This is a genomic window from Micromonospora sp. WMMC273, assembly GCF_027460285.1.
In the GTDB taxonomy this organism is placed as follows: domain Bacteria; phylum Actinomycetota; class Actinomycetes; order Mycobacteriales; family Micromonosporaceae; genus Micromonospora; species Micromonospora aurantiaca.
This window is the reverse complement of sequence record NZ_JAPZBE010000001.1, coordinates 2,638,471-2,658,222: the sequence shown is the minus strand read 5'-3', so window position 1 is coordinate 2,658,222 and position 19,752 is coordinate 2,638,471. Positions and strand designations below refer to the sequence as shown.

Annotated in this window: 15 protein-coding genes; 6 read left to right on the top strand and 9 right to left on the bottom strand. The window is 73.1% G+C overall.

Going from position 1 to position 19,752, the window contains the following annotated elements:
• Positions 1 to 17: 17 nt before the first annotated feature.
• Complete coding sequence (locus O7611_RS12300; RefSeq protein ID WP_194801654.1) at positions 18 to 908, top strand: alpha/beta fold hydrolase; 891 nt, start codon at positions 18 to 20, stop codon at positions 906 to 908.
• Here the strand turns inward: O7611_RS12300 and O7611_RS12295 are convergent.
• Positions 889 to 1,230: a DUF3817 domain-containing protein gene (locus O7611_RS12295; RefSeq protein ID WP_194801655.1), complete on the bottom strand. Its 342-nt coding sequence runs from the start codon at positions 1,228 to 1,230 to the stop codon at positions 889 to 891. The genes O7611_RS12300 and O7611_RS12295 overlap by 20 nt on opposite strands.
• A gap of 187 nt (positions 1,231 to 1,417) precedes the next feature.
• Between O7611_RS12295 and O7611_RS12290 the strand changes: the two genes are divergently transcribed.
• On the top strand, positions 1,418 to 2,896 hold the full coding sequence (locus O7611_RS12290) for a glutamate--cysteine ligase (RefSeq protein WP_194801656.1): 1,479 nt from the start codon (positions 1,418 to 1,420) through the stop codon (positions 2,894 to 2,896).
• Between the two features lie 13 nt (positions 2,897 to 2,909).
• Here the strand turns inward: O7611_RS12290 and bla are convergent, their stop codons facing one another.
• From bla to O7611_RS12275, 3 genes are all read right to left on the bottom strand, one after another.
• On the bottom strand, positions 2,910 to 3,848 hold the full coding sequence (gene bla / locus O7611_RS12285; protein WP_269696864.1) for a class A beta-lactamase: 939 nt from the start codon (positions 3,846 to 3,848) through the stop codon (positions 2,910 to 2,912).
• A 157-nt stretch (positions 3,849 to 4,005) separates the two neighbouring features.
• The gene (locus O7611_RS12280) at positions 4,006 to 4,614 is read right to left on the bottom strand and encodes a DUF6518 family protein (protein WP_269696863.1); all 609 of its coding nucleotides are present in this window, start codon (positions 4,612 to 4,614) and stop codon (positions 4,006 to 4,008) included.
• A gap of 48 nt (positions 4,615 to 4,662) precedes the next feature.
• Positions 4,663 to 4,953 carry a helix-turn-helix domain-containing protein gene (locus O7611_RS12275; RefSeq protein WP_194801659.1) on the bottom strand — a complete coding sequence of 97 codons (291 nt, stop codon included), beginning with the start codon at positions 4,951 to 4,953 and terminating at the stop codon, positions 4,663 to 4,665.
• 66 nt (positions 4,954 to 5,019) lie between these two features.
• Here O7611_RS12275 and map point away from each other — a divergent pair, with 66 nt between their 5' ends.
• A complete protein-coding gene (gene map / locus O7611_RS12270; RefSeq protein ID WP_269696862.1) occupies positions 5,020 to 5,793 on the top strand; it encodes a type I methionyl aminopeptidase in 774 nt (257 codons plus the stop codon).
• Positions 5,794 to 5,823: 30 nt separating this feature from the next.
• Here the strand turns inward: map and O7611_RS12265 are convergent, their stop codons facing one another.
• Entirely contained in the window at positions 5,824 to 6,471 is a 648-nt protein-coding gene (locus O7611_RS12265; RefSeq protein WP_194801661.1) for a maleylpyruvate isomerase family mycothiol-dependent enzyme, read from the bottom strand.
• Positions 6,472 to 6,706: 235 nt separating this feature from the next.
• On the opposite strand from O7611_RS12265, the gene O7611_RS12260 reads away from it, so the two are divergent.
• Entirely contained in the window at positions 6,707 to 7,321 is a 615-nt protein-coding gene (locus tag O7611_RS12260) for a calcium-binding protein (protein WP_269696861.1), read from the top strand.
• Positions 7,322 to 7,442: 121 nt separating this feature from the next.
• A complete protein-coding gene (locus O7611_RS12255) occupies positions 7,443 to 10,268 on the top strand; it encodes an AfsR/SARP family transcriptional regulator (RefSeq protein WP_269696860.1) in 2,826 nt (941 codons plus the stop codon).
• Positions 10,269 to 10,272: 4 nt separating this feature from the next.
• On the opposite strand, the gene treZ is transcribed toward O7611_RS12255, so the two are convergent.
• The 3 genes from treZ to glgX are packed head-to-tail and all read right to left on the bottom strand — an operon-like array spanning position 10,273 to position 16,427.
• Positions 10,273 to 12,006 (bottom strand): malto-oligosyltrehalose trehalohydrolase, encoded by a 1,734-nt coding sequence (gene treZ / locus O7611_RS12250; protein WP_194801664.1) that lies wholly within the window; start codon positions 12,004 to 12,006, stop codon positions 10,273 to 10,275.
• On the bottom strand, positions 12,003 to 14,303 hold the full coding sequence (treY, locus tag O7611_RS12245) for a malto-oligosyltrehalose synthase (protein WP_269696859.1): 2,301 nt from the start codon (positions 14,301 to 14,303) through the stop codon (positions 12,003 to 12,005). Before treY ends, treZ begins: the two co-directional genes overlap by 4 nt.
• Before the next feature lie 3 nt (positions 14,304 to 14,306).
• Entirely contained in the window at positions 14,307 to 16,427 is a 2,121-nt protein-coding gene (glgX, locus tag O7611_RS12240) for a glycogen debranching protein GlgX (protein WP_194801666.1), read from the bottom strand.
• 320 nt (positions 16,428 to 16,747) lie between these two features.
• Between glgX and O7611_RS12235 the strand changes: the two genes are divergently transcribed.
• A complete protein-coding gene (locus O7611_RS12235; protein ID WP_269696858.1) occupies positions 16,748 to 18,145 on the top strand; it encodes a glycosyltransferase family 4 protein in 1,398 nt (465 codons plus the stop codon).
• A 178-nt stretch (positions 18,146 to 18,323) separates the two neighbouring features.
• Here O7611_RS12235 and O7611_RS12230 read toward each other — a convergent pair whose 3' ends face one another.
• Positions 18,324 to 19,607, bottom strand: coding sequence for a citrate synthase (locus tag O7611_RS12230; protein WP_194801668.1), 1,284 nt, complete (start codon positions 19,605 to 19,607; stop codon positions 18,324 to 18,326).
• Positions 19,608 to 19,752: the final 145 nt, after the last annotated feature.

Below are 19,752 nucleotides of genomic sequence, written 5' to 3'. Positions count from 1 at the left end.
CGGGCACCGCTGCGGCCATGTTCCCCGGTTTCACACTCACCGAGATCGACGTCGGCGCGGTCCGCCTGCGCGTACGCCACGGCGGCTCCGGGCCACCGGTGGTGCTGCTGCACGGGCACCCGCGTACCCATGCGACCTGGCACCGGGTGGCGCCGCGGCTGGCCGCGCGACACACGGTGATCTGCCCGGACCTGCGCGGTTACGGCGGCTCGTCGAAGCCGCCGAGCGACCCGGAGCACACCGTCTACTCCAAGCGGGCGATGGCCGCCGACGTGGTCGGGCTGCTCGACGCGCTCGGCCACCGCCGGGCCGCAGTGATCGGTCATGACCGCGGCGCGTACGTGGCGATGCGGACCGCCCTGGACCACCCGGACCGGGTGAGCCGCCTCGGTGTGCTGGACGGGGTGCCGATCGGTGAGGCGCTGGCCCGCTGCGACGCCCGGTTCGCCGCCCGCTGGTGGCACTGGTTCTTCCTCGGCCAGCTCGCCAAGCCGGCCGAGCGGGTCATAAACGCCGACCCGGACGCCTGGTACGGCGGGTCACCGGAGGAGATGGGCGAGCAGGCGTACGCCGACTACCGGCGGGCCATCGGTGACCCGGCGACTGTGCACGCCATGTGCGAGGACTACCGGGCCGGGCTCGGGCCGGACCGGGCGGCGGACGACGCCGACCGGGCCGCCGGGCGCCGGATCGGCTGCCCGGTGCTGTTCGCCTGGTCCGAGCGCGACGACATGGTCGACCTCTACGGCGACCCGGCCGCGATCTGGCGCGACTGGGCCGACGACGTGCGGACCGCGTCGATCCCGTCCGGGCACCACATGGCCGAGGAGGCGCCGCGGGAGCTGACCGACGTGCTGGCCGGCTTCCTCGCGGAGGACGTCGCCGCGGTCAGCGACCGGCGGGGGTGAGCGGCTTTCCCACCGGCGCCGGCGCGTCGAGCAGGCCCCGGCGGCTCGCCCAGCGCTCGAACAGCACTGTGGCGAACGGGGGCACCGCGCTGACCAGGGCCAGCCCGGTCTGCACGAGCGTCCAGCGGCGCCGCCGGGCCACCACGAGCGCCAGCAGGCCGTAGATCACGAACAACGCGCCGTGGATGGGGCCGAAGATCTTCACGCCGATCTCGTTGCCCGGCGGGCCGTACTTGACCGCCATGCCGGCCAGCAGCGCCGCCCACGAGCATCCCTCGGCGAACGCCGCCACCACGAACGCCCGGATCCACCCGTCGCGCATTCCGCCACTCCCCTTCGCCGTCGGCGGCCATGCTAGCCGTCCGGGCCGGGCCGCCCGGACGGAACCCGCAGCCCCGCGACGGGGATCACCGGGGCCACCACGGGGTACAGAAAAGGGCCTCCGGGCCTTTCCTGACCCGCCACTCCGTGCGAGGTTGGGGAGAACCAACGGTGACAGGGTGGTGACCATGGGCGAGGACGTCGGCGTGCGTACCTTCAGCCGGGAGGACCGGGCCCGCTATCGCGAGAAGGTCCGGCGGTGCCTGGACGTGTTCGCCGAGATGCTGCGCGAGTCCCGGTTCGACGTGGAGCGGCCGATGACCGGCCTGGAGATCGAGCTGAACCTGGTCGACGACGGCTTCGACCCGGCCATGCGCAACGCCGACGTGCTGGAGGCGATCGCCGACCCGGCGTTCCAGACCGAGCTGGGCCAGTTCAACGTGGAGATCAACGTCGAGCCGCGGCGGCTCGCCGGCACCGGCACCGCGGCGTTCGAGGAGCACGTCCGGGCCAGCCTGAACGCCGCGGAGGAGAAGGCCCGCACGGTGGGCGCGCATATGGTGATGGTCGGGATCCTGCCGACGCTGCGCCCGGAGCACCTGACCGCCGAGACGCTGTCGGCCAATCCCCGGTACGCGCTGCTCAACGAGCAGATCTTCGCCGCCCGCGGCGAGGACCTGCCGATCGCGATCAGCGGGGTGGAGCGGCTGGCCACCACCGCCGACACGATCACCCCCGAGGCGGCGTGCACCAGCACCCAGTTCCACCTCCAGGTCAGCCCGGCGCAGTTCGCCGACTACTGGAACGCCGCGCAGGCGATCGCCGGCATCCAGGTGGCGCTCGGCGCGAACTCCCCGCTGTTCTTCGGCCGGGAGTTGTGGCGCGAGACCCGGGTGCCGCTGTTCCAGCAGGCCACCGACACCCGGGCGGAGGAGATCAAGGCCCAGGGCGTACGCCCCCGGGTGTGGTTCGGCGAACGCTGGATCACCTCGGTGTTCGACCTGTTCGAGGAGAACGTCCGCTACTTCCCGGCGCTGCTGCCGGTGTGCGACCCGGAGGACCCGGCGGCCACACTGCACAGCGGCGGCGTGCCGAAGCTGGCCGAGCTGCGGCTGCACAACGGCACCATCTACCGGTGGAACCGGCCGGTCTACGACGTGCTCAAGGGCCGGCCGCACCTGCGGGTGGAGAACCGGGTGCTGCCGGCCGGGCCGACGGTGCTGGACACGGTCGCGAACGGCGCGTTCTACTTCGGCCTGGTGCGGGCGCTCGCCGAGTCGGACCGTCCGCTGTGGTCGCAGATGTCGTTCAGCGCGGCCGAGGAGAACTTCAACGCCTGCGCCCGGCACGGCATCGATGCCCAGGTGTACTGGCCGGGGCTGGGCTATCTGCCGGTGACCGAGCTGGTGCTGCGCCGGCTGCTGCCGATGGCCCACCACGGGCTGGACCGGTGGGGCCTGGACCCGGCCGAGCGGGACCGGCTGCTCGGCATCGTCGAGCAGCGCTGCCTGACCGGCCGCAACGGCGCGACGTGGCAGGTGGAGACGCTGCACCGGCTGGAGTCGGCCGACCACCTGGACCGGCCGGCGGCGCTGCGCGAGGTGGTCCGCCACTACGTCGACCTGATGCACAGCAACCGGCCCGTGCACGAGTGGCCGATCCCCTGAGCCGGGCCTCCGGTCAGCGCAACGCGGTCACTGTCGCCCGCGCGGCCTGGGCGACCAGGGTGTCGTCGGGCTTCGCGTCGCGGCTGTCGTGACTGGTCATGACCGCCAGCACGATCGGCGCCCGGTCCGGCGGCCACACCACGGCGATGTCGTTGCGGGTGCCGTACCCGCCGGTGCCGGACTTGTCCGCCACCTGCCAGCCGGCCGGCACGCCGGCCCGGACCAGCCCGCTGCCGGTGGTGCTGGCCCGCATCCAGCCCAGCAGCAGGTCGCGGTCCGCGGGCGGCAGGGTCTCCCCCAGCGTGTACGCCCGCAGCGAGCCGGCCAGCGCGCGGGGCGTGCTGGTGTCGCGCTCGTCGCCGGGCGTGGCCGCGTTGAGTTCCGGCTCGGTGCGGGCGGGCCGGGTGACCTGGTCGCCCACGTCCCGGAGTGCCCGTGCGAAGCCGGCCGGGCCGCCGAGCGCGTCGAACAGCAGGTTGCCGGCGGTGTTGTCGCTGTACCGCACCGCTGCCTCGGCCGCGTCCCGCAGCGTCATGCCGGTCTCCACGTGCCGTTCGGTCACCGGGGAGTGCGCCACCAGGTCGGCGCGCCGGTAGCGGACGACCCGGTCCCGGTCGGCGTCGGACGTGGCGGCCAGCATCGCGCCGGCGACGAGGGCCTTGCAGGTCGAGGCGTACGCGAACCGCTCGTCGGCCCGGTGCGCGAGGGTACGGCCGGTGCCGGTGTCGAGGGCGAAGACGCCGATCCGGGCGCCGAAGCGCCGCTCCAGTGCCGCCAGCTCGGCCGGCGCGGGCACCGGCTCGGCGCTCGGTGTGGCGCTCGGCGTGGCCGTGGCGGTGGATGCGGCCGGGGCGCTGGTGGGCGGTGCGGCTTCGGGCCGGTCCTTCGTGCAGCCGGCCACCAGAGCCGTCGCCGTGAGCATCGCCGCCGCGAGCACCTGTCGTCGGATCATCCGTTTCCTCCCCCGTCGTCCGGACCACGCCTTACTCGGGTCATTGTCGCCGACCCCGGTCGGGCCGGCCGCTCGCCGCCTCGGCCGGCGCGGTGGCCCGCTGCCCTGGTCGGCCCGTGTCCTCGGCCGGCGATGGCCCGCCGGCCGACGGGACAGGTCAGCCCGCGACGGCGGCGAACGTGACCGCGCCCGCCGCGGCCAGCGGCAGCGCCACCGCGGCGGCCAGCAGCCGCACCCGGGCGGACCGGCCGATCAGCACCACGAGCAGCGCGGCGAGTGCGAGGTCGATCGCCACGTTCCACCACGCTCCGGGATAACCGGACCGTGACTTCAGCGCGAACCGCAGCGCCTCCTCGACGAACACGGCCACCGGCAGCGCGACCCCGACGACGCGCCGCCATCCCTGCGTCCGCGCCCAGATTCCGGCGACGCCGAACACCACGCCCGCCACCACGCCGAACGCCATCCAGACGAACGAGGTGAGCGCCCAGATCACGGCGATGTCGTCGCCCTGGAGCAGCGTCGCCGCCAGGTAGTAGCTGGGCACCGCGACGATCAGCAGGACGCCGGCGGCCACGGCGGCGCGCACCGCGCCCGCCCGGATCCACCAGCCGAGCGCGAACGCGGCCACCGCCCAGGTGGCGGTGGAGTTGCCGAGTTCGGCGAAGGGGAACGGCACCCACTTGATCCAGACGAAGTCCAGGAAACCGAGCAGGAAACCGGCGACGGGTACGACAAGCGCGACGGCGCGACGCGAGGGCGGCATGCGACGGAGCTTACATACTCGGTATGTTCTCCTCGCCGACAGGGCGCGCTACGAGGCCAGGCGCTGCTCCGACGGCGCGAGACGCACCGCGGTGTCGGAGCGGTTGATCTCGGCCCACACCTCGTCGAGGGAGAGGCCGAGGACGTCGGCGATGGCGGCGATGGTGGGGAACGCCGGCGTGGCGACGCGGCCGGACTCGATCTTCCGGAGGGTCTCCGGGGAGACTCCGGCGTCGAGCGCGGTGAGCAGCATCGAACGCTCACCCCGGGCGCGGCGCAGAAGCGCGCCGAGGCGTTGCCCGCGCTCGACCTCGGCGGGGGTGAGGGGCAACCGGACCATGCCAGGATTCTAATACCGGGATAACATGGCCGGGATACTTATTGGTTCTGCGAGGAAGGCGCCTGCATGATCGAGATCCTGAGCCGCACCGACGTCCGGCGGGCGCGGGACACCGGCGCCCTGGTCGCCCACATCCTGCAGACGTTGCGCGGCAGCACCACCGTCGGCACCAACCTGCTCGACATCGACAGGCAGGCCCAGCGCATGATCGCCGAGGCCGGGGCGCAGTCCTGCTACGTCGACTACGAGCCGTCGTTCGGGCGCGGCCCGTTCGGCCACTACATCTGCACCTCGGTCAACGACGCGGTGCTGCACGGGCTGCCGCACGACTACACGCTCGTCGACGGCGACCTGCTGAGCCTCGACCTGGCCGTCTCCTTGGGCGGGGTGGTGGCCGACTCCGCGATCAGCTTCGTCGTCGGTGACACCCGGCCCGCGGAGAGCGTCGCGCTCATCGACGCGACCGAACGGGCGTTGCAGGCCGGGATCGCCGCCGCCCGCCCCGGTGCCCGCGTCGGCGACCTCTCGTACGCCATCGGCTCGGTCCTCGCCGGAGCCGGTTACACGGTCAACACCGAGTTCGGCGGCCACGGCGTCGGGTCGACGATGCACCAGGACCCGCACGTGTCGAACACCGGGCGGCCCGGTCGCGGCTACACACTGCGGCCCGGGCTGCTGCTGGCGCTGGAGCCGTGGATCATGGCGGACACCGCCACGCTGGTCACCGACGCCGACGGGTGGACGCTGCGCAGCGCGACCGGCTGCCGTACCGCGCACAGCGAGCACACCATCGCCATCACCGACGACGGCGCGGAGATCCTGACGCTGCCGCGGTCGTGACCGGGCCCGCCCCCGGGTCATCGGCCTCGGTCAGGCGGGCGCGCACCGCTCCCGCAGCGTCTGCACGCCGGGGCCGGTGAGGTCGTCGCAGTACGCGGCCCGCCCGGCCATCGCCATCATCAGCGCGACAGTGGTGCCGCTGACCAGCGGGCCGGCGCCGGCGGTGAACGGCCCGTCGGTGGCCTCCACCCGCAGGCCCTCGATCGCGCTGCGCCCGGCCACCGTGAAGTCCCGCCCGGCGTAGAACCGGGCGACCGGCGTGACGGCCTCGACCGACGGCGTCCGCGTCAGGCCGAGCGGACGCCGGATGTCCTGGGCGTGCACGACCACCTCACCGAGCCACGCCTCGGTCGGCCCGAACGTCGACGTGGTGCTGCCGATGATCCGGCGGAACCGGTCCAGCGTCTCCCCCGGGCCGGCGCCGCGGTGCTCGGCCAGCCGGCGGTCGTTGTGCAGGTCGAAGTCGAACCGGGCGCCGAGCACGCTGGCGAGCCACCGGACGCGGCCGACGCTCGCCGCCGCCGTCATGTGCGCGAGCGTCTCCTGCACCGTCCACCTGCCGCACAGCGAGGGCCGGGCCCAGTGCGCCGGGTCGAGATCGGCGAGGTCGTCGGCCAGGGCGGCGCGCTCGGCGTGCGCGAGCGCCCACAGCTCGCGGCGGGTCAGCGTGTCGGACATGAAACCTCCAGAGTCGGGCCGTCAGAGGTAGGACCGCGCCCCCTCGGCGAACTCACCGCTCCCCGCTCCGCCGATCTTGGAGTTGTGGTGGTTCGCGAACCGGACATGTGCGACCTTCGAGGCGCCACAACTCCAAGATCGACGCTGAGACGGGCGGGCTGCACGTTTGCTGCACGTCCGCTGAACGCTCGCCGGTGACGCTTCTCGTACACATCAACCGCAAGGGAGAAGCGTCATGTCACACCGGTACCTCTCCACCGCCCGTACCGCCGCCTCGGTGGCCGGGGCGCTCGTCCTGGCCGCCGCGGGCCTGGCCGGCGGCGCCACCCCGGCGTCGGCGGCCTACATCGTCCCCCCCGACTGCGGCCCCTACTCCGGGTTTCCGGTGCCGGCCGGATACACCAGGATGGACGCCGTCGGGGTCTACGTCAGCACCAGCAGCAACAACCGGGAGTTCATCATCGGCACGCCCGCTCGCGAGGTCATCGTCGGAAGCGTCTACGACGACATCATCTGCGGCCTCGCCGGCAACGACGACATCAAGGCCAACACCGGCGACGACATCGTCTACGGCGGCTTTCACGGCGACGACATCTGGGGCGACCTGGGCAACGACAACCTCCACGGCGACGGTGGCGCCGACACCATCCACGGGGACCGCTTCATCGGGCCCAGCGCGCTGGACGGCAACGACCGCGTGGACGGCGGCAGCAACGACGACCACCTCTTCGGCGACAAGGGCGTGGACACCCTGGTCGGCGGCCCCGGCTGGGACGAGGGTGACTGCGGCCCGGACGCGGTGATCGACGATCCCCGGCCCACACTGGATCTCCCGCTCAACTGCCCGTGATCCCGCCGGCACGGCGGTCCGCGCACCGGGAGACCGGGAGCGCGGACCGTCGCGCCGCCACCTGTCGGATCGTCGTCACGCCCGGTCCGGCCAGCACCACCCGGGGCTAGCGTGACAGTCCGTGGCGGTGGAGTTCCGGGTGCTCGGCGACCTGGACGTCCGGGTCGACGGCCGGGCGGTCCGGGTCGGTCACGCCCGTCAGCAGTGCGTCCTCGCCGCCCTGCTGGTCGAGCCCAACCGGGTCGTCGCGACCGGACAGCTCATCAGCCGGGTCTGGGGCGACGAGGTGCCGGACGGGGCCACCGCAACCCTGCGTGGCTACCTGTCGCGGCTGCGGCACGCGCTGGCCGGCACGGACGACGTCCGCATCGTCCGGCGTCATCCCGGCTACCTGCTCGCCGTCGACCCGGACCGCGTCGACCTGCACCGCTTCCGCGCGCTGACCGAGCAGGCCCGGCGCGCCGAGGACGACACGACGGCGATCAGCGCTCTGGAGCGGGCGCTCGGACTCTGGCGCGGCGAGGCGTTCGACGGGCTGGCCACGCCGTGGCTGGCGGCCTACCGGCAGACCCTCGACCGGCAGCGACTCGCGGCCGCACTGGACCGCAACGACATCGCGCTGCGCCGGGGCACACATGCCCGTCTCCTCCCCGACGTCCTGGATCTGAGCGGCCGGTACCCGTGGGACGAGCGCCTGGCGGCGCAGGCGATGCTCGCGCTCTACCGGTGCGGGCGGCAGGCCGACGCGCTGGAGCACTTCCACCGGCTGCGCCGGAGGCTGGCCGCCGAGATCGGCGCCGACCCCAGCCCGCCGCTGGCACAGCTCTATCAGCAGATCCTCACCGCCGACGCGGCGATCGCGCCGCCGGACCTCCCGGCAGACGGGGAACCGGGCACGCCGGCCACCGACCGGTCGCCCGGCACGGCACGGGATGCGGGCACCGCGCCCCGGCAGCTACCCGCGTCACCAGGGGTCTTCGCCGGCCGTACCGCCCAGCTCGCGCGCCTCGACGAACAACTCGCCGACGCGGGCCACCCGGACGGCGCCGGATCGCCGGTGGTGATCTCGTCCATCGGCGGCGGGGGCGTCGGCAAGACCTGGCTGGCGCTGCGCTGGGCGCACGCCAACGCCGGCCGCTTCCCCGACGGGCAGCTCTACGTCAACCTGCGCGGCTTCGACCCGACCGGGGACCCGGTCGGTTGGCCGGTGGCCGTGCGCGGCTTCCTCGAGGCGCTCGGCGTCGAACCGGCACGCGTCCCGGCCGATCCGGAGGCCCAGGCGTCGCTGTACCGGACGCTCGTCGCCGGCCGCCGGCTGCTGATCGTCCTCGACGACGCCCGCGACGCCGCCACCGTTGTCCCGCTGCTGCCCGGCACGCCCACGAGCGCCGTCCTGGTGACCAGCCGCCGGCAGCTGGCCGGCCTCGTCACCACCCACGGCGCCCGACCGCTGCCGCTGGACGTGCTGCCCGACGACGAGGCCCACGAGCTGATCGTCCGGCAGGTGGGTGCCGCACGGGTGGCGGGACACCCGGACGCCGTCGCGGACATCCTGCGCTTCTGCGGGGGTCTGCCGCTGGCGCTCGGGATCGTGGCGGCCCGTGCGGCGCTTCACCCAGACCTCCCGCTGTCGTCGGTCGCGGCGGAGCTGACCACGGCGGTCCACCCGCTGGACGCGCTGGCCGGCGACGAGCCGACGACGAACCTGCGCGTGGTGCTGTCCCGCTCGCTCGCGGCACTCACGCCGGCCGCGGCGGACGTGTTCACGCTGCTCGGCCTCGCCCCCGGCCCGGACATCAGCCGGGACGCGGTGGCAAGCCTGACCGCCCGTACGCCGGACGAGCTGCGCCCGTCGCTGCGCGAGCTGGTCGACGCGCATCTCGTGCAGGAGCACGTCGCGGGCCGGTACCGCATGCACGACCTGGTCCGGAGTTTCGCGGTCGAGCGGGCGACAGGTGACCGCGCCGGTCCCCGGCCCGCGCTGTGCCGGCTGGTCGACCACCACCTGCACACGGCACACGCGGCCGCGCTGCTGCTGTCACCGCAGCGCGACCCGCTGACCCTGGCCCCCGCCGCGCCGGGGGTTACCGTCGAACGGCTCGACGACCTGGCGGCGGCGCTGGCCTGGTTCACCCGCGAGCACCACGTGCTCATGGCGACCATCGAGTACGCGGCCGGCAACGGCCTCGACGCCGCGGCCGGGCAGCTCTCGTGGACCCTGGCCACGTACTTCGACAGGCAGGGCCACTGGCACGACTGGGCCACTGTGGCCCGCCGGGCGGTCGAGGCGACCGGACGCTCGGGTGACCGCCCGGCGCAGGCGCAGGCGCACCGGCTCCTCGCCGGGGCCTGCTCCAACCTGGGCCGGTACGCCGAGGCGCAGCGCAACCTGCTCGCCGCGCTGGACCTGTTCGCCGCCCTGGGCGACGACGAGGGACGGGCGCACACCCACTTCGACCTCAGCATGCTGCACGACCGGCAACGGCAGCCCCGGGAGGCCCTGCCGCACGCCCGGCGGAGCCTCGCCCTCTACGAACGGGTCGGGAGCCCGCTCAAGCAGGCGGTCGCGCTCAACGCGATCGGCTGGTACCACTCGCAGCTCGGCGAGCACCACGACGCGATCACGTTCTGCCGCCGTGCGCTCGCCCTGTCCGAGCAGGCCGGGAGCGCGTACGGGCAGGCGAACACGTGGGACAGCATCGGCTTCGCCCACCACCACCTCGGCGAGTACGACCAGGCGGTCGACTGTTTCCACCAGGCCCTCGCCCTGTTCGCCGAGATCGGCGACCGGCATGCCGAGGGCATCGTGCTGGACCACCTCGGCGACACGTGGGCCGCGGCCGGGCGGCCGGACGCGGCCCGGGACGCCTGGCGGCGGTCACTCGCGTTGTACGAGGAACTCGGTCACGCCGACGCCGAGGCGGTACGGCGCAAACTTCACCGGTGAGCGCTCAGAGCGCCACGATCGCCGCGCTCTCCGGCGGCAGCTCGATGCCGTCGCGCATCACGGTGACGCCCTCGGAGGTGGCGAGTAGCACCCGGCGTACCACGCCGGGCAGGTTGATCCGCTGCGCCCGGCCGGCCAGGTTCGCCACCACGAGCGTGTCGCCGCGCCGCATCACCAGGAACCGGTCGCCGTGGCGGACGTCGACCCGGTCCAGCCGGGGGTCGGACAGGTCGGCCCGGGAACGGCGCAGCGCGATCAGCCGCCGGTAGAGGTCGTACGTCTCGCGGTGTTCCGGCTTGTCCAGCTCGGCCCAGTCCAGCCGGGACCGCAGGAACGTCTGCGGGTCCTGCGGGTCGGGCACGTCCTCGGTGGCCCAGCCGTGGTCGGCGAACTCGCGTCTGCGGCCGGTGGCGACCGCCACGGCGAGTTCCGGCTCGGGGTGGCTGGTGAAGAACTGCCACGGCGTGGAGGCCGCCCACTCCTCCCCCATGAACAGCATCGGCGTGAACGGCGCGGTCATCAGCAGCGTCGCGCCGACGCGCAGCAGGCCGGGCGACAGGGTGGCGGAGATCCGGTCGCCGGTGGCCCGGTTGCCGATCTGGTCGTGGTTCTGCAGGTACGCCACGAAGCGGTGGCCGGGTGTGCGCTGCCTGTCGACCGGGCGGCCGTGGCTGCGGCCCCGGAAGCTGGACCAGGTGCCGGCGTGGAAGAACCCGCCGGTCAGCACGTCGGTGAGGCACTCCAGGGAGCCGAAGTCGCCGTAGTAGCCCTGCCGTTCGCCGGTGAGCAGCGTGTGCAGCGCGTGGTGGGCGTCGTCGTTCCACTGGGCGTGCAGGCCGTAGCCGCCCGCCTCGCGGGGCGTGATCAGGCGCGGGTCGTTGAGGTCGCTCTCGGCGACCAGTGACAGCGGCCGCCCGAGGTGCGTGGACAGCGCCTCGACCTCGGCGGCGACCTCCTCCAGCCAGTGCACGGCCCGGCCGTCGGGCATGGCGTGCACGGCGTCCAGCCGCAGCCCGTCGACGTGGTAGTCGCGCAGCCAGCCCAGCACGCTGTCGGCGATGTAGCGGCGTACCCCGTCGGAGTGCGGGCCGTCCAGGTTGACGGTGCGGCCCCAGGTGTTGCTCTGCTCGGTGAGGTACGGCGCGAACCGCGGCGCGTAGGCCCCGGAGGGCCCGAAATGGTTGTAGACGACGTCGAGGATCACCCCCAGGCCCTTGGCGTGGGCGGCGTCGACGAACCGTTTCAGGCCGTCCGGGCCGCCGTACGGCTCGTGCGGGGCGTACCAGCAGACACCGTCGTAGCCCCAGTTGTACTCGCCGTTGAACGAGTTGACGGGCAGCAGCTCGACCATGTCCACGCCGAGGTCGACGAGGTGGTCGAGCTTGGCGATCGCACCGTCGAACGTGCCCTCGGGTGTGAACGTGCCGATGTGCAGCTCGTACAGCACGCTGCCGGGCAGTTGCCGGCCGGTCCAGGCGGAGTCGGTCCAGCCGAACGCGGCGTGGTCGTAGAGCCGGCTGGGCCCGTGCACCCCGGCCGGCTGCCAGGCCGAGCGGGGGTCGGGCAGGGCCTGCTCGTCGTCGTCGAGCAGGAACGCGTAGTCGGTGCCGGGCCCGGCATCGGGCACCTCGACCCGCCACCAGCCGTCCGGCCCCTGACGCATCGCGTGGTCGGCCGCACCGGAAAGGCGCAGCCGCACCCGGGCGGCCTCGGGCGCCCACACCGTGAACTCGGTCATGCGGCGGCCTCCACTGAGTCGGTGGGTGCGAGGAGGGCGACGGGATAGGTGCTCAGCAGATCATGAAGGAGCAGCTCAGAACCACTGTAGACCCGCCCGGTGAACAAGTCGGTGCACTCGTGAACGGGAAGTGACAGCGCCGTGTCCCGCCAGCCGCCGGAACGGGCCAGCCGCAGCGGCAGCCGGGTCGCCACCGCGACCGCGCCACCACGGTCGAAGGCCACCGCGTGCGCGGCGGCCGGGCCGCGCGCCGGCACCGGCCGGTAGCCGCCGAACAGGTCCGGGCGGTCGCGGCGCAGCCGCAGCGTCCGGGACACCACCAGCAGCTTGGCCGCGCCGTCGGCGGCCACCGCGGGCCGCCAGCCGGCGTCGAGCCGGGCCAGCAGGTCCCGGCGTACGGCGAAGTCGACAGGCCGCCTGTTGTCCGGGTCGACGAGCGAGTTCTCCCACAGCTCGGTGCCCTGGTAGACGTCGGGCACGCCGGGCATGGCGAGCTGCACCAGCTTCTGCCCCAGCGCGTTCGACCAGCCGGGCGGGGTGATCTCGGCGGCGAACGCGGTGATCTGGGCGTGCAGTTCCGGGTCGTCGTACATCCGGTCGACCAGGGCGTGCATCTCGTGCTCGAAGGCCGGGTCCGGATCGGCCCAGCTCGTGGTGACCGACGCCTCCCGGGCGGCCTTCCCGGCGTACCCGTGCAGTCTCTCCCGTTCGATCGGCCACGCCCCGACGGCGGTCTGCCAGAGCAGGTGGGCCAGCGCGGGGTCGGCCAGCGGCGCGCGCGACATCCAGTCGGCGACCCGCTCGGCCCAGCGGCCGGGCAGCTCGGACAGCACCGCGAGGCGGGCGCGGACGTCCTCGCCGCGCTTGGTGTCGTGGGTGGACAGCGCGGTCATGCTCGCCGGCCAGCGCACGTGCCGGCTGGCGGCGAACCGGTGCAGCTCGGCCGGGGGCACACCGAAGTGGGCCGGGCTGCCGCCGACCTCGTTGAGGGCGACGAACCGGCTCCACCTGTAGTACGCGGTGTCCTCCACGCCCTTGGCCATCACCGCGCCGGTCAGCTGCGGGAACCGGGCGGCCAGCTCGTGGCCGGGGTCGCGCAGCCGGGCGGTGACCTGGTCGAGTACGCCGGTCAGGTCGGGGCGGCGGCGGCCCGCCTCGCTGCGGGCGGCGGCCAGGTGCCGGGCGCCGGAGGGCGGATAGCCACGGTAGACCGGGAAGCAGGCGGCCAACTCGGCCAGGGCCGCGCGGACCTGCTCGCCCGGCAGCTCCGGCACGAGCGCGGTCAGCCGGGTCAGCTCGGCGGCGAGCAGCCGGGTGGCGGCCTCCAGCTTGGTGGCGTGCGTCAGGTCCGGCCAGGAGGTGTGCCGCCCGGTCAGCCGGCCGTCGAGCGTGGTGAACTCCGGTTCGGCGTCCGGGTCGACGAACAGCCCGGACACGGCGGCCAGCGCGTCGTAGCCGGTGGTGCCGTCGACCGGCCAGTCCGGCAGGTCCTCGCCGTACTCCAGGATCTTCTCCACCACCAGCCAGCTCGCCGGTGCGGCGGCGCGCAACCGGGCCAGGTAGCCGGCCGGGTCGCGCAGCCCGTCCGGGTGGTCGACGCGGATGCCGTCGACCACCCCGGCGTCGACCCAGCGCAGGATCTCCGCGTGGGTGGCGTCGAAGACCTCCGGGTCCTCCACCCGCAGGCCGGCCAGGTCGGACACGGCGAAGAACCGGCGGTACGTCAGCTCGGCGTCGCCGCGCCGCCAGTTCACCAGCTCGTAGTGCTGCCGGTCGTGCACCTGGCGGGGCGTGCCGTCGCCGGTGCCGTCGGCGACCGGGAAGCGGTGCTCGTGGTAGCGGAGTTCCCCGTCGACGAGCTTCAGGTCGTCGAGCGCGTCGGCGGTGTCGGCGAGCACCGGCAGCAGCAGCCGCCCGCGGTCCCAGTCGATGTCGAACCAGCGCGCGTACACCGATTCGCGTCCCCGCCGCAGCACGTCCCACCAGGCCGGGTTGGCCTCCGGCCGGGCCACCCCGGCGTGGTTGGGCACGATGTCCACGACCAAACCCAGCCCGGCCGCGCGCAACGCCCGGACCAGCCGCGCCCGGGCGGCCTCGCCGCCGAGCTGCGGGTTGACTTCGCGGTGGTCGACGACGTCGTAGCCGTGCGTGGAGCCGGGGGTGGCGGTGAGCAGGGGCGCGGTGTAGAGGTGGGTGACGCCGAGCGCGGCGAGGTAGCCCGCCAGCTCGGCCGTGGCGTCCAGGTCGAAGCCGGGACGCACCTGGACCCGGTACGTCGAGCGGGGGGTGGCGGGCATCGGTCAGGCCGTCCTCTCCAGGACCAGCAGCGAGCGGTCCGGCACGCAGACCGTGCCGCCCGCCTCGACGAGCATCGTCTTCTCCGGATCGGGTTCCGCGGTGCTGATCACCAGCTCCCACCGGGTGCCGAACTCCTCGCCGGGCAGCGTGAAGTCCAGCGGCGCGTCGTGCGCGTTGAACAGCAGCAGGAACGAGTCGTCCCGGTGGCGCTGGCCGTACTGGCCGCGCTCGCCGATGCCGTCGCCGTTGACGAACAGGGCCACCGAGCGGCCGAAGTCGTTGCCCCAGTCCTCGCCGGTCATCTCCCGGCCGTCCGGGGTGTACCAGGCCAGGTCGGGCAGCCCGGAACCGGCGGCCCGGCCGCCCACCGGCAGGCCGGTGAAGAACCGGCGGCGGCGGAACACCTGATGCCGGTTGCGGAACTCGGTGAGCCGGCGGACGAAGTCCAGCAGCTCGTCGTCGGCCCGGTCCCAGTCCACCCAGGCGATCTCGCTGTCCTGGCAGTAGGCGTTGTTGTTGCCGCGCTGGGTGCGGCCCAGCTCGTCGCCGTGGCCGAGCATCGGCACGCCCTGGGACAGCATCAGCGTGGCCAGGAAGTTGCGCCGCTGCCGGGCGCGCAGCGCGCGTACACCGGGATCGTCGGTCTCCCCCTCGACGCCGCAGTTCCAGGACCGGTTGTGGCTCTCCCCGTCCCGGTTGTCCTCGCCGTTCGCCTCGTTGTGCTTGTCGTTGTAGGAGACCAGGTCGGTGAGCGTGAACCCGTCGTGGCAGGTGACGAAGTTGATGCTGTGGAACGGGCGGCGGCCGTCGTCCTGGTAGAGGTCGGCGGAGCCGGAGATGCGGGAGGCGAACTCGGCGAGCGTGGCCGGCTCGCCGCGCCAGAAGTCGCGGACGGTGTCGCGGTACTTGCCGTTCCACTCGGTCCACTGCGGCGGGAAGTTGCCGACCTGGTAGCCGCCGGGGCCGACGTCCCACGGTTCGGCGATGAGCTTGACCCGGCCGACCACCGGATCCTGCTGCACCACCTCGAAGAACGTGGACAGGCGGTCCACCTCGTAGAACTCGCGGGCCAGCGTGGCGGCCAGGTCGAACCGGAAGCCGTCGACGTGCATCTCGGTCACCCAGTAGCGCAGCGAATCCATGATCAGTTGCAGGGAGTGCGGGCTGCGCACGTTGAGGCTGTTGCCGGTGCCGGTGTAGTCGACGAAGTAGCGCCTGTCGTCCTCGGAGAGCCGGTAGTAGCTCGGGGTGTCGATGCCCTTGAAGCTCAGCGACGGGCCGAGGTGGTTGCCCTCGGCGGTGTGGTTGTAGACCACGTCGAGGATGACCTCGATGCCGGCGGCGTGCAGCGCCTTGACCATGCCCCGGAACTCCTGCACCTGCTGGCCCAGGCGGCCCAGCGCGGAGTAGCCGTGGTGCGGGGCGAAGAACCCGATGGTGTTGTAGCCCCAGTAGTTGCGCAGCCCCAGGTCGGCCAGGCGGTGGTCGTGCACGAACTCGTGCACCGGCATCAGCTCCACCGCCGTCACGCCGAGGCGCTTGAAGTGCTCGATCATCACCGGTGAGGCGATCGCCGCGTACGTGCCGCGCAGTTCCTCCGGGATGCCCGGGTGGCGCATGGTCAGGCCCCGCACGTGCGCCTCGTAGATCACCGAATGGTGGTACGGGGTGCGCGGCGGCCGGTCGTTGCCCCAGTCGAAGTACGGGTTCACCACCACCGACTTCGGCATGTACGGCGCCGAGTCCTCGGTGTTCATCCGGTCCGGGTCGCCGCCGACCTCGTAGTCGTAGACCGACGGGTGCCAGGTGACCTCCCCGTCGACCGCCTTCGCGTACGGGTCGAGCAGCAGCTTGTGCGGGTTGCAGCGCAGCCCCTCGGCCGGGTTCCACGGCCCGTGCACCCGGTAGCCGTAGCGCTGGCCGGGCTCGACGCCGGGGATGTAGGCGTGCCAGACGTACGCGTCGACCTCGCGCAGCTCCACCCGGCGCTCGGTGCCGATGTCCCACTCGTCGAACAGGCACAGCTCGATCTTCTCCGCCACCTCGGAGAAGATCGCGAAGTTGGTGCCCATCCCGTCGTACGTGGCGCCGAGGGGGTAGCTCTCGCCCGGCCAGACCTGCATGTCGCTCCTTCGGCCCATGATCGTGAGCGCACCGGACAGGGGGAACCGCCGATGCGCACGCCGGTGATGCCCAGTCGTACCCGCCGTCAATCCACCCGTTCGGACCGTAACCGAATCCGCCCTCGTGCGAACGGATAGACGTTCGGGTGTCATCCGTCACGATCGCCCTTTTCGAGATGCGGACCGGCGGCGGATGGACTTTCCTGGATCCGGGCCCACGCGCGCGCGGGCCCGCCCGGCCGTTCGGCCACCCCTCACCACCACCGCTCGTCGCCGCCACCGATGCCGGCGTGCCTCACCATGCATGGACGGAGATCCACGTGACCACTCTGCGGGTCGGCGCTCAGCCCGCCACCGCGACGGACCGGCTCCACCGGCCCACCCTCACCTCCCGCCCGGCGCCCCCGTCGCCGGCCGGGTCCGCGCCCCGGACCCGGCGCATCCTGATGCTGTCGTGGGAGTACCCGCCGGTGCTCGTCGGCGGGCTCGGCCGCCACGTGCACGCGCTGTCCGTCGCCCTGGCCGCCGCCGGGCACGAGGTCACAGTCGTCACCCGCCACGCCGAGGGCGCTCCCCTGGAGGAGTACGCCGACGGCGTGCGCGTCGTCCGCGCCGCCGAGGACCCGGTCACCTTTCCCCTCGCCACCGGCTCGCTGCTGGCCTGGACGATGGCGTTCAACCACACACTGACCCGGGCCGCGCTGCGCGCCGCCTCCGCCGGCTCGTACGACGTGATCCACGCCCACGACTGGCTCGTCGCGCACACCGCGATGACGCTGCGCGAGCACCTGGACGTGCCGCTGGTCAGCACCATCCACGCCACCGAGGCGGGCCGGCACCAGGGCTGGCTGCCCGAGGAGATGAACCGCACCATCCACGGCGTCGAACACTGGCTCGCCGGCGAGTCCGGCCGGGTGATCGTCTGCTCCGGCTACATGCGCGACGAGGTGGGCGCGCTGTTCGGTGTGGACGCCGCCCGGGTCGACGTGGTGCCCAACGGCGTCGAGCCGCACCGCTGGCGGGTGCCCGCGTCGGCGGTCGCCGCCGCCCGGGCCCGGTTCGCCGCCGACGGCCCGCTGGTCACGTTCGCCGGCCGCCTGGTGTACGAGAAGGGCGTGCAGCACCTGCTGGCCGGGCTGCCCCGGCTGCGCGACCGGCACCCCGGGCTGCGCGCGGTGATCGTCGGCGACGGGCCGTACAAGGCGGACCTGGAGGCCGAGGTGCACCGCCTCGGGCTCGGCGCCACGGTGAGCATGCCCGGGTTCCTCGGCGGCACCGACCTGCCGGCCGTGATGGCCGCCTCGGACTGCTTCGCGGTGCCGAGCATCTATGAGCCGTTCGGCATGGTGGCGCTGGAGGGGGCCGCCGCGGGCGCGCCGCTCGCCGTGGCCCGTACCGGCGGGCTGGCCGAGATCGTCGAACCGGGCGTCACGGGGATGACGTTCGCCCCGCACGACCCGGACGGCCTCGCCGAGGCGGTGCACACGCTGCTGTCCGACCGGGACCGGGCGCGTGCGCTCGCCCGGCGGGCCCGCGCGATGGTGCACGAGCAGTACGGCTGGGCGGCGATCGCGTCCCGTACGGCCGCCGCGTACGCCGCCGCCATCGCCGGCGACCCGGCCTTCACGGCCGCCCGCGCCCAGCACCGCATGGCACACGGCCACACCACCCCGCGCGTCCCCGAGGGCAACCTCCTCACCGCCGCCGGCCTCCGCTAGCCCCTCTCCCCCGCCCCTCTCCCCCGCGATCTTGCACTTGGTGCCCGCAGGAGGTCCGGAGTGCCCGGAATACCCGGGCATCGAGTGCAAGATCGGCGGGAGCGAGGGCGGCGCGCCGGGACAGGGGAAAGGCCGCCGGCCCCCGGGTGGGGGGCGGCGGCCTTTCGCCGGGGTTGCGTCAGCGCTGGGCGGCGGGGACGTAGTCCCGCTCGGTGGCGCCGGTGTAGATCTGCCGCGGCCGACCGATCTTGGTCTCCGGGTCGTTGATCATCTCGCGCCACTGCGCGATCCAGCCGGGCAGCCGGCCGAGCGCGAACAGCACAGTGAACATCTTCGTCGGGAAGCCCATGGCCTTGTAGATCAGGCCGGTGTAGAAGTCCACGTTCGGGTAGAGCCGCCGGGACACGAAGAAGTCGTCGGCGAGCGCGATCTCCTCGAGCTGCACCGCGAGGTCCAGCAGCGGGTCCGGCTTGGCCATCCGGCCGAGCACGTCCTGGGCGGCCTTCTTCACGATGGCGGCGCGCGGGTCGTAGTTCTTGTAGACCCGGTGCCCGAAGCCCATCAGCTTCACGCCGTCCTGCTTGTCCTTCACCTTCTGCACGAAGGAGCGGACGTCGCCGCCGTCGGCCTGGATCTTCTGGAGCATCTCCAGCACGGCCTGGTTGGCGCCGCCGTGCAGCGGGCCGAACAGCGCGTTCACGCCGGCCGAGACCGAGGCGAACAGGTTGGCGTTGCTGGAGCCGACCAGCCGCACGGTCGAGGTGGAGCAGTTCTGCTCGTGGTCGGCGTGCAGGATGAACAGCATGTCCAGCACCCGGGCGACGACCGGGTCGACCTCGTACGGCTCGGCCGGTACGCCGAACGTCATCCGCAGAAAGTTCTCGACGTAGCCCAGCGAGTTGTCCGGGTACAGCAGCGGCTGCCCGATCGACTTCTTGTACGCGTACGAGGCGATGGTGGGGACCTTCGCCATCAGCCGCACCGTGGACATCTCCACGTGCTCGGAGTCGAACGGGTCCAGGCTGTCCTGGTAGAAGGTCGAGATGGCGCTGACGGCCGAGGAGAGCACGGCCATCGGGTGCGCTTCGCGGGGGAAGCCGTCGAAGAAGCGGCGCATCTCCTCGTGCAGCAGCGAGTGCCGCCGGATCCGCTCGCTGAACTCGGTGAGCTGCGTCTGGGTCGGCAGCTCGCCGTAGATCAGCAGGTAGGAGACCTCCAGGAAGGAGGACTTCTCGGCCAGCTGGTCGATCGGGTAACCCCGGTACCGCAGGATGCCGGCATCACCGTCGATGTAGGTGATGGCGGACGAGCAGGACGCGGTGTTCACGAAACCGGGGTCGTACGTGGTCATCCCGGTTTCCTTGAGCAGCTTGCTCACCCCGATCCCGGCGGGGCCCTCAACCGCGGACTGCACCGGCATCGACAGCTGCCCACCGGGGTGGTCGAGCTTGACTTCCGTCATCTGTTCCTCGCTTCGCCGGCAAGATCTTCGTTGAATTGCCTTCGCTTCTACCGTAATCACGGCGCGGAGAACACCGCTCGTCATGGTTTGAGGGTGAGGTGTGCGTCACCTGTTTCCCGGCCAGCCGGTCCGGAAACCGGATGGG

What these genes read in the sequence shown, in the direction of transcription:
- O7611_RS12300 (WP_194801654.1), top strand. Translation starts at nt 18, where the DNA reads ATGTTCCCCGGTTTCACACTCACCGAGATCGACGTCGGCGCGGTCCGC.
- O7611_RS12295 (WP_194801655.1), bottom strand. Translation starts at nt 1,230, where the DNA reads ATGCGCGACGGGTGGATCCGGGCGTTCGTGGTGGCGGCGTTCGCCGAG.
- O7611_RS12290 (WP_194801656.1), top strand. Translation starts at nt 1,418, where the DNA reads ATGGGCGAGGACGTCGGCGTGCGTACCTTCAGCCGGGAGGACCGGGCC.
- bla (WP_269696864.1), bottom strand. Translation starts at nt 3,848, where the DNA reads ATGATCCGACGACAGGTGCTCGCGGCGGCGATGCTCACGGCGACGGCT.
- O7611_RS12280 (WP_269696863.1), bottom strand. Translation starts at nt 4,614, where the DNA reads ATGCCGCCCTCGCGTCGCGCCGTCGCGCTTGTCGTACCCGTCGCCGGT.
- O7611_RS12275 (WP_194801659.1), bottom strand. Translation starts at nt 4,953, where the DNA reads ATGGTCCGGTTGCCCCTCACCCCCGCCGAGGTCGAGCGCGGGCAACGC.
- map (WP_269696862.1), top strand. Translation starts at nt 5,020, where the DNA reads ATGATCGAGATCCTGAGCCGCACCGACGTCCGGCGGGCGCGGGACACC.
- O7611_RS12265 (WP_194801661.1), bottom strand. Translation starts at nt 6,471, where the DNA reads ATGTCCGACACGCTGACCCGCCGCGAGCTGTGGGCGCTCGCGCACGCC.
- O7611_RS12260 (WP_269696861.1), top strand. Translation starts at nt 6,707, where the DNA reads ATGTCACACCGGTACCTCTCCACCGCCCGTACCGCCGCCTCGGTGGCC.
- treZ (WP_194801664.1), bottom strand. Translation starts at nt 12,006, where the DNA reads ATGACCGAGTTCACGGTGTGGGCGCCCGAGGCCGCCCGGGTGCGGCTG.
- treY (WP_269696859.1), bottom strand. Translation starts at nt 14,303, where the DNA reads ATGCCCGCCACCCCCCGCTCGACGTACCGGGTCCAGGTGCGTCCCGGC.
- glgX (WP_194801666.1), bottom strand. Translation starts at nt 16,427, where the DNA reads ATGCAGGTCTGGCCGGGCGAGAGCTACCCCCTCGGCGCCACGTACGAC.
- O7611_RS12230 (WP_194801668.1), bottom strand. Translation starts at nt 19,607, where the DNA reads ATGACGGAAGTCAAGCTCGACCACCCCGGTGGGCAGCTGTCGATGCCG.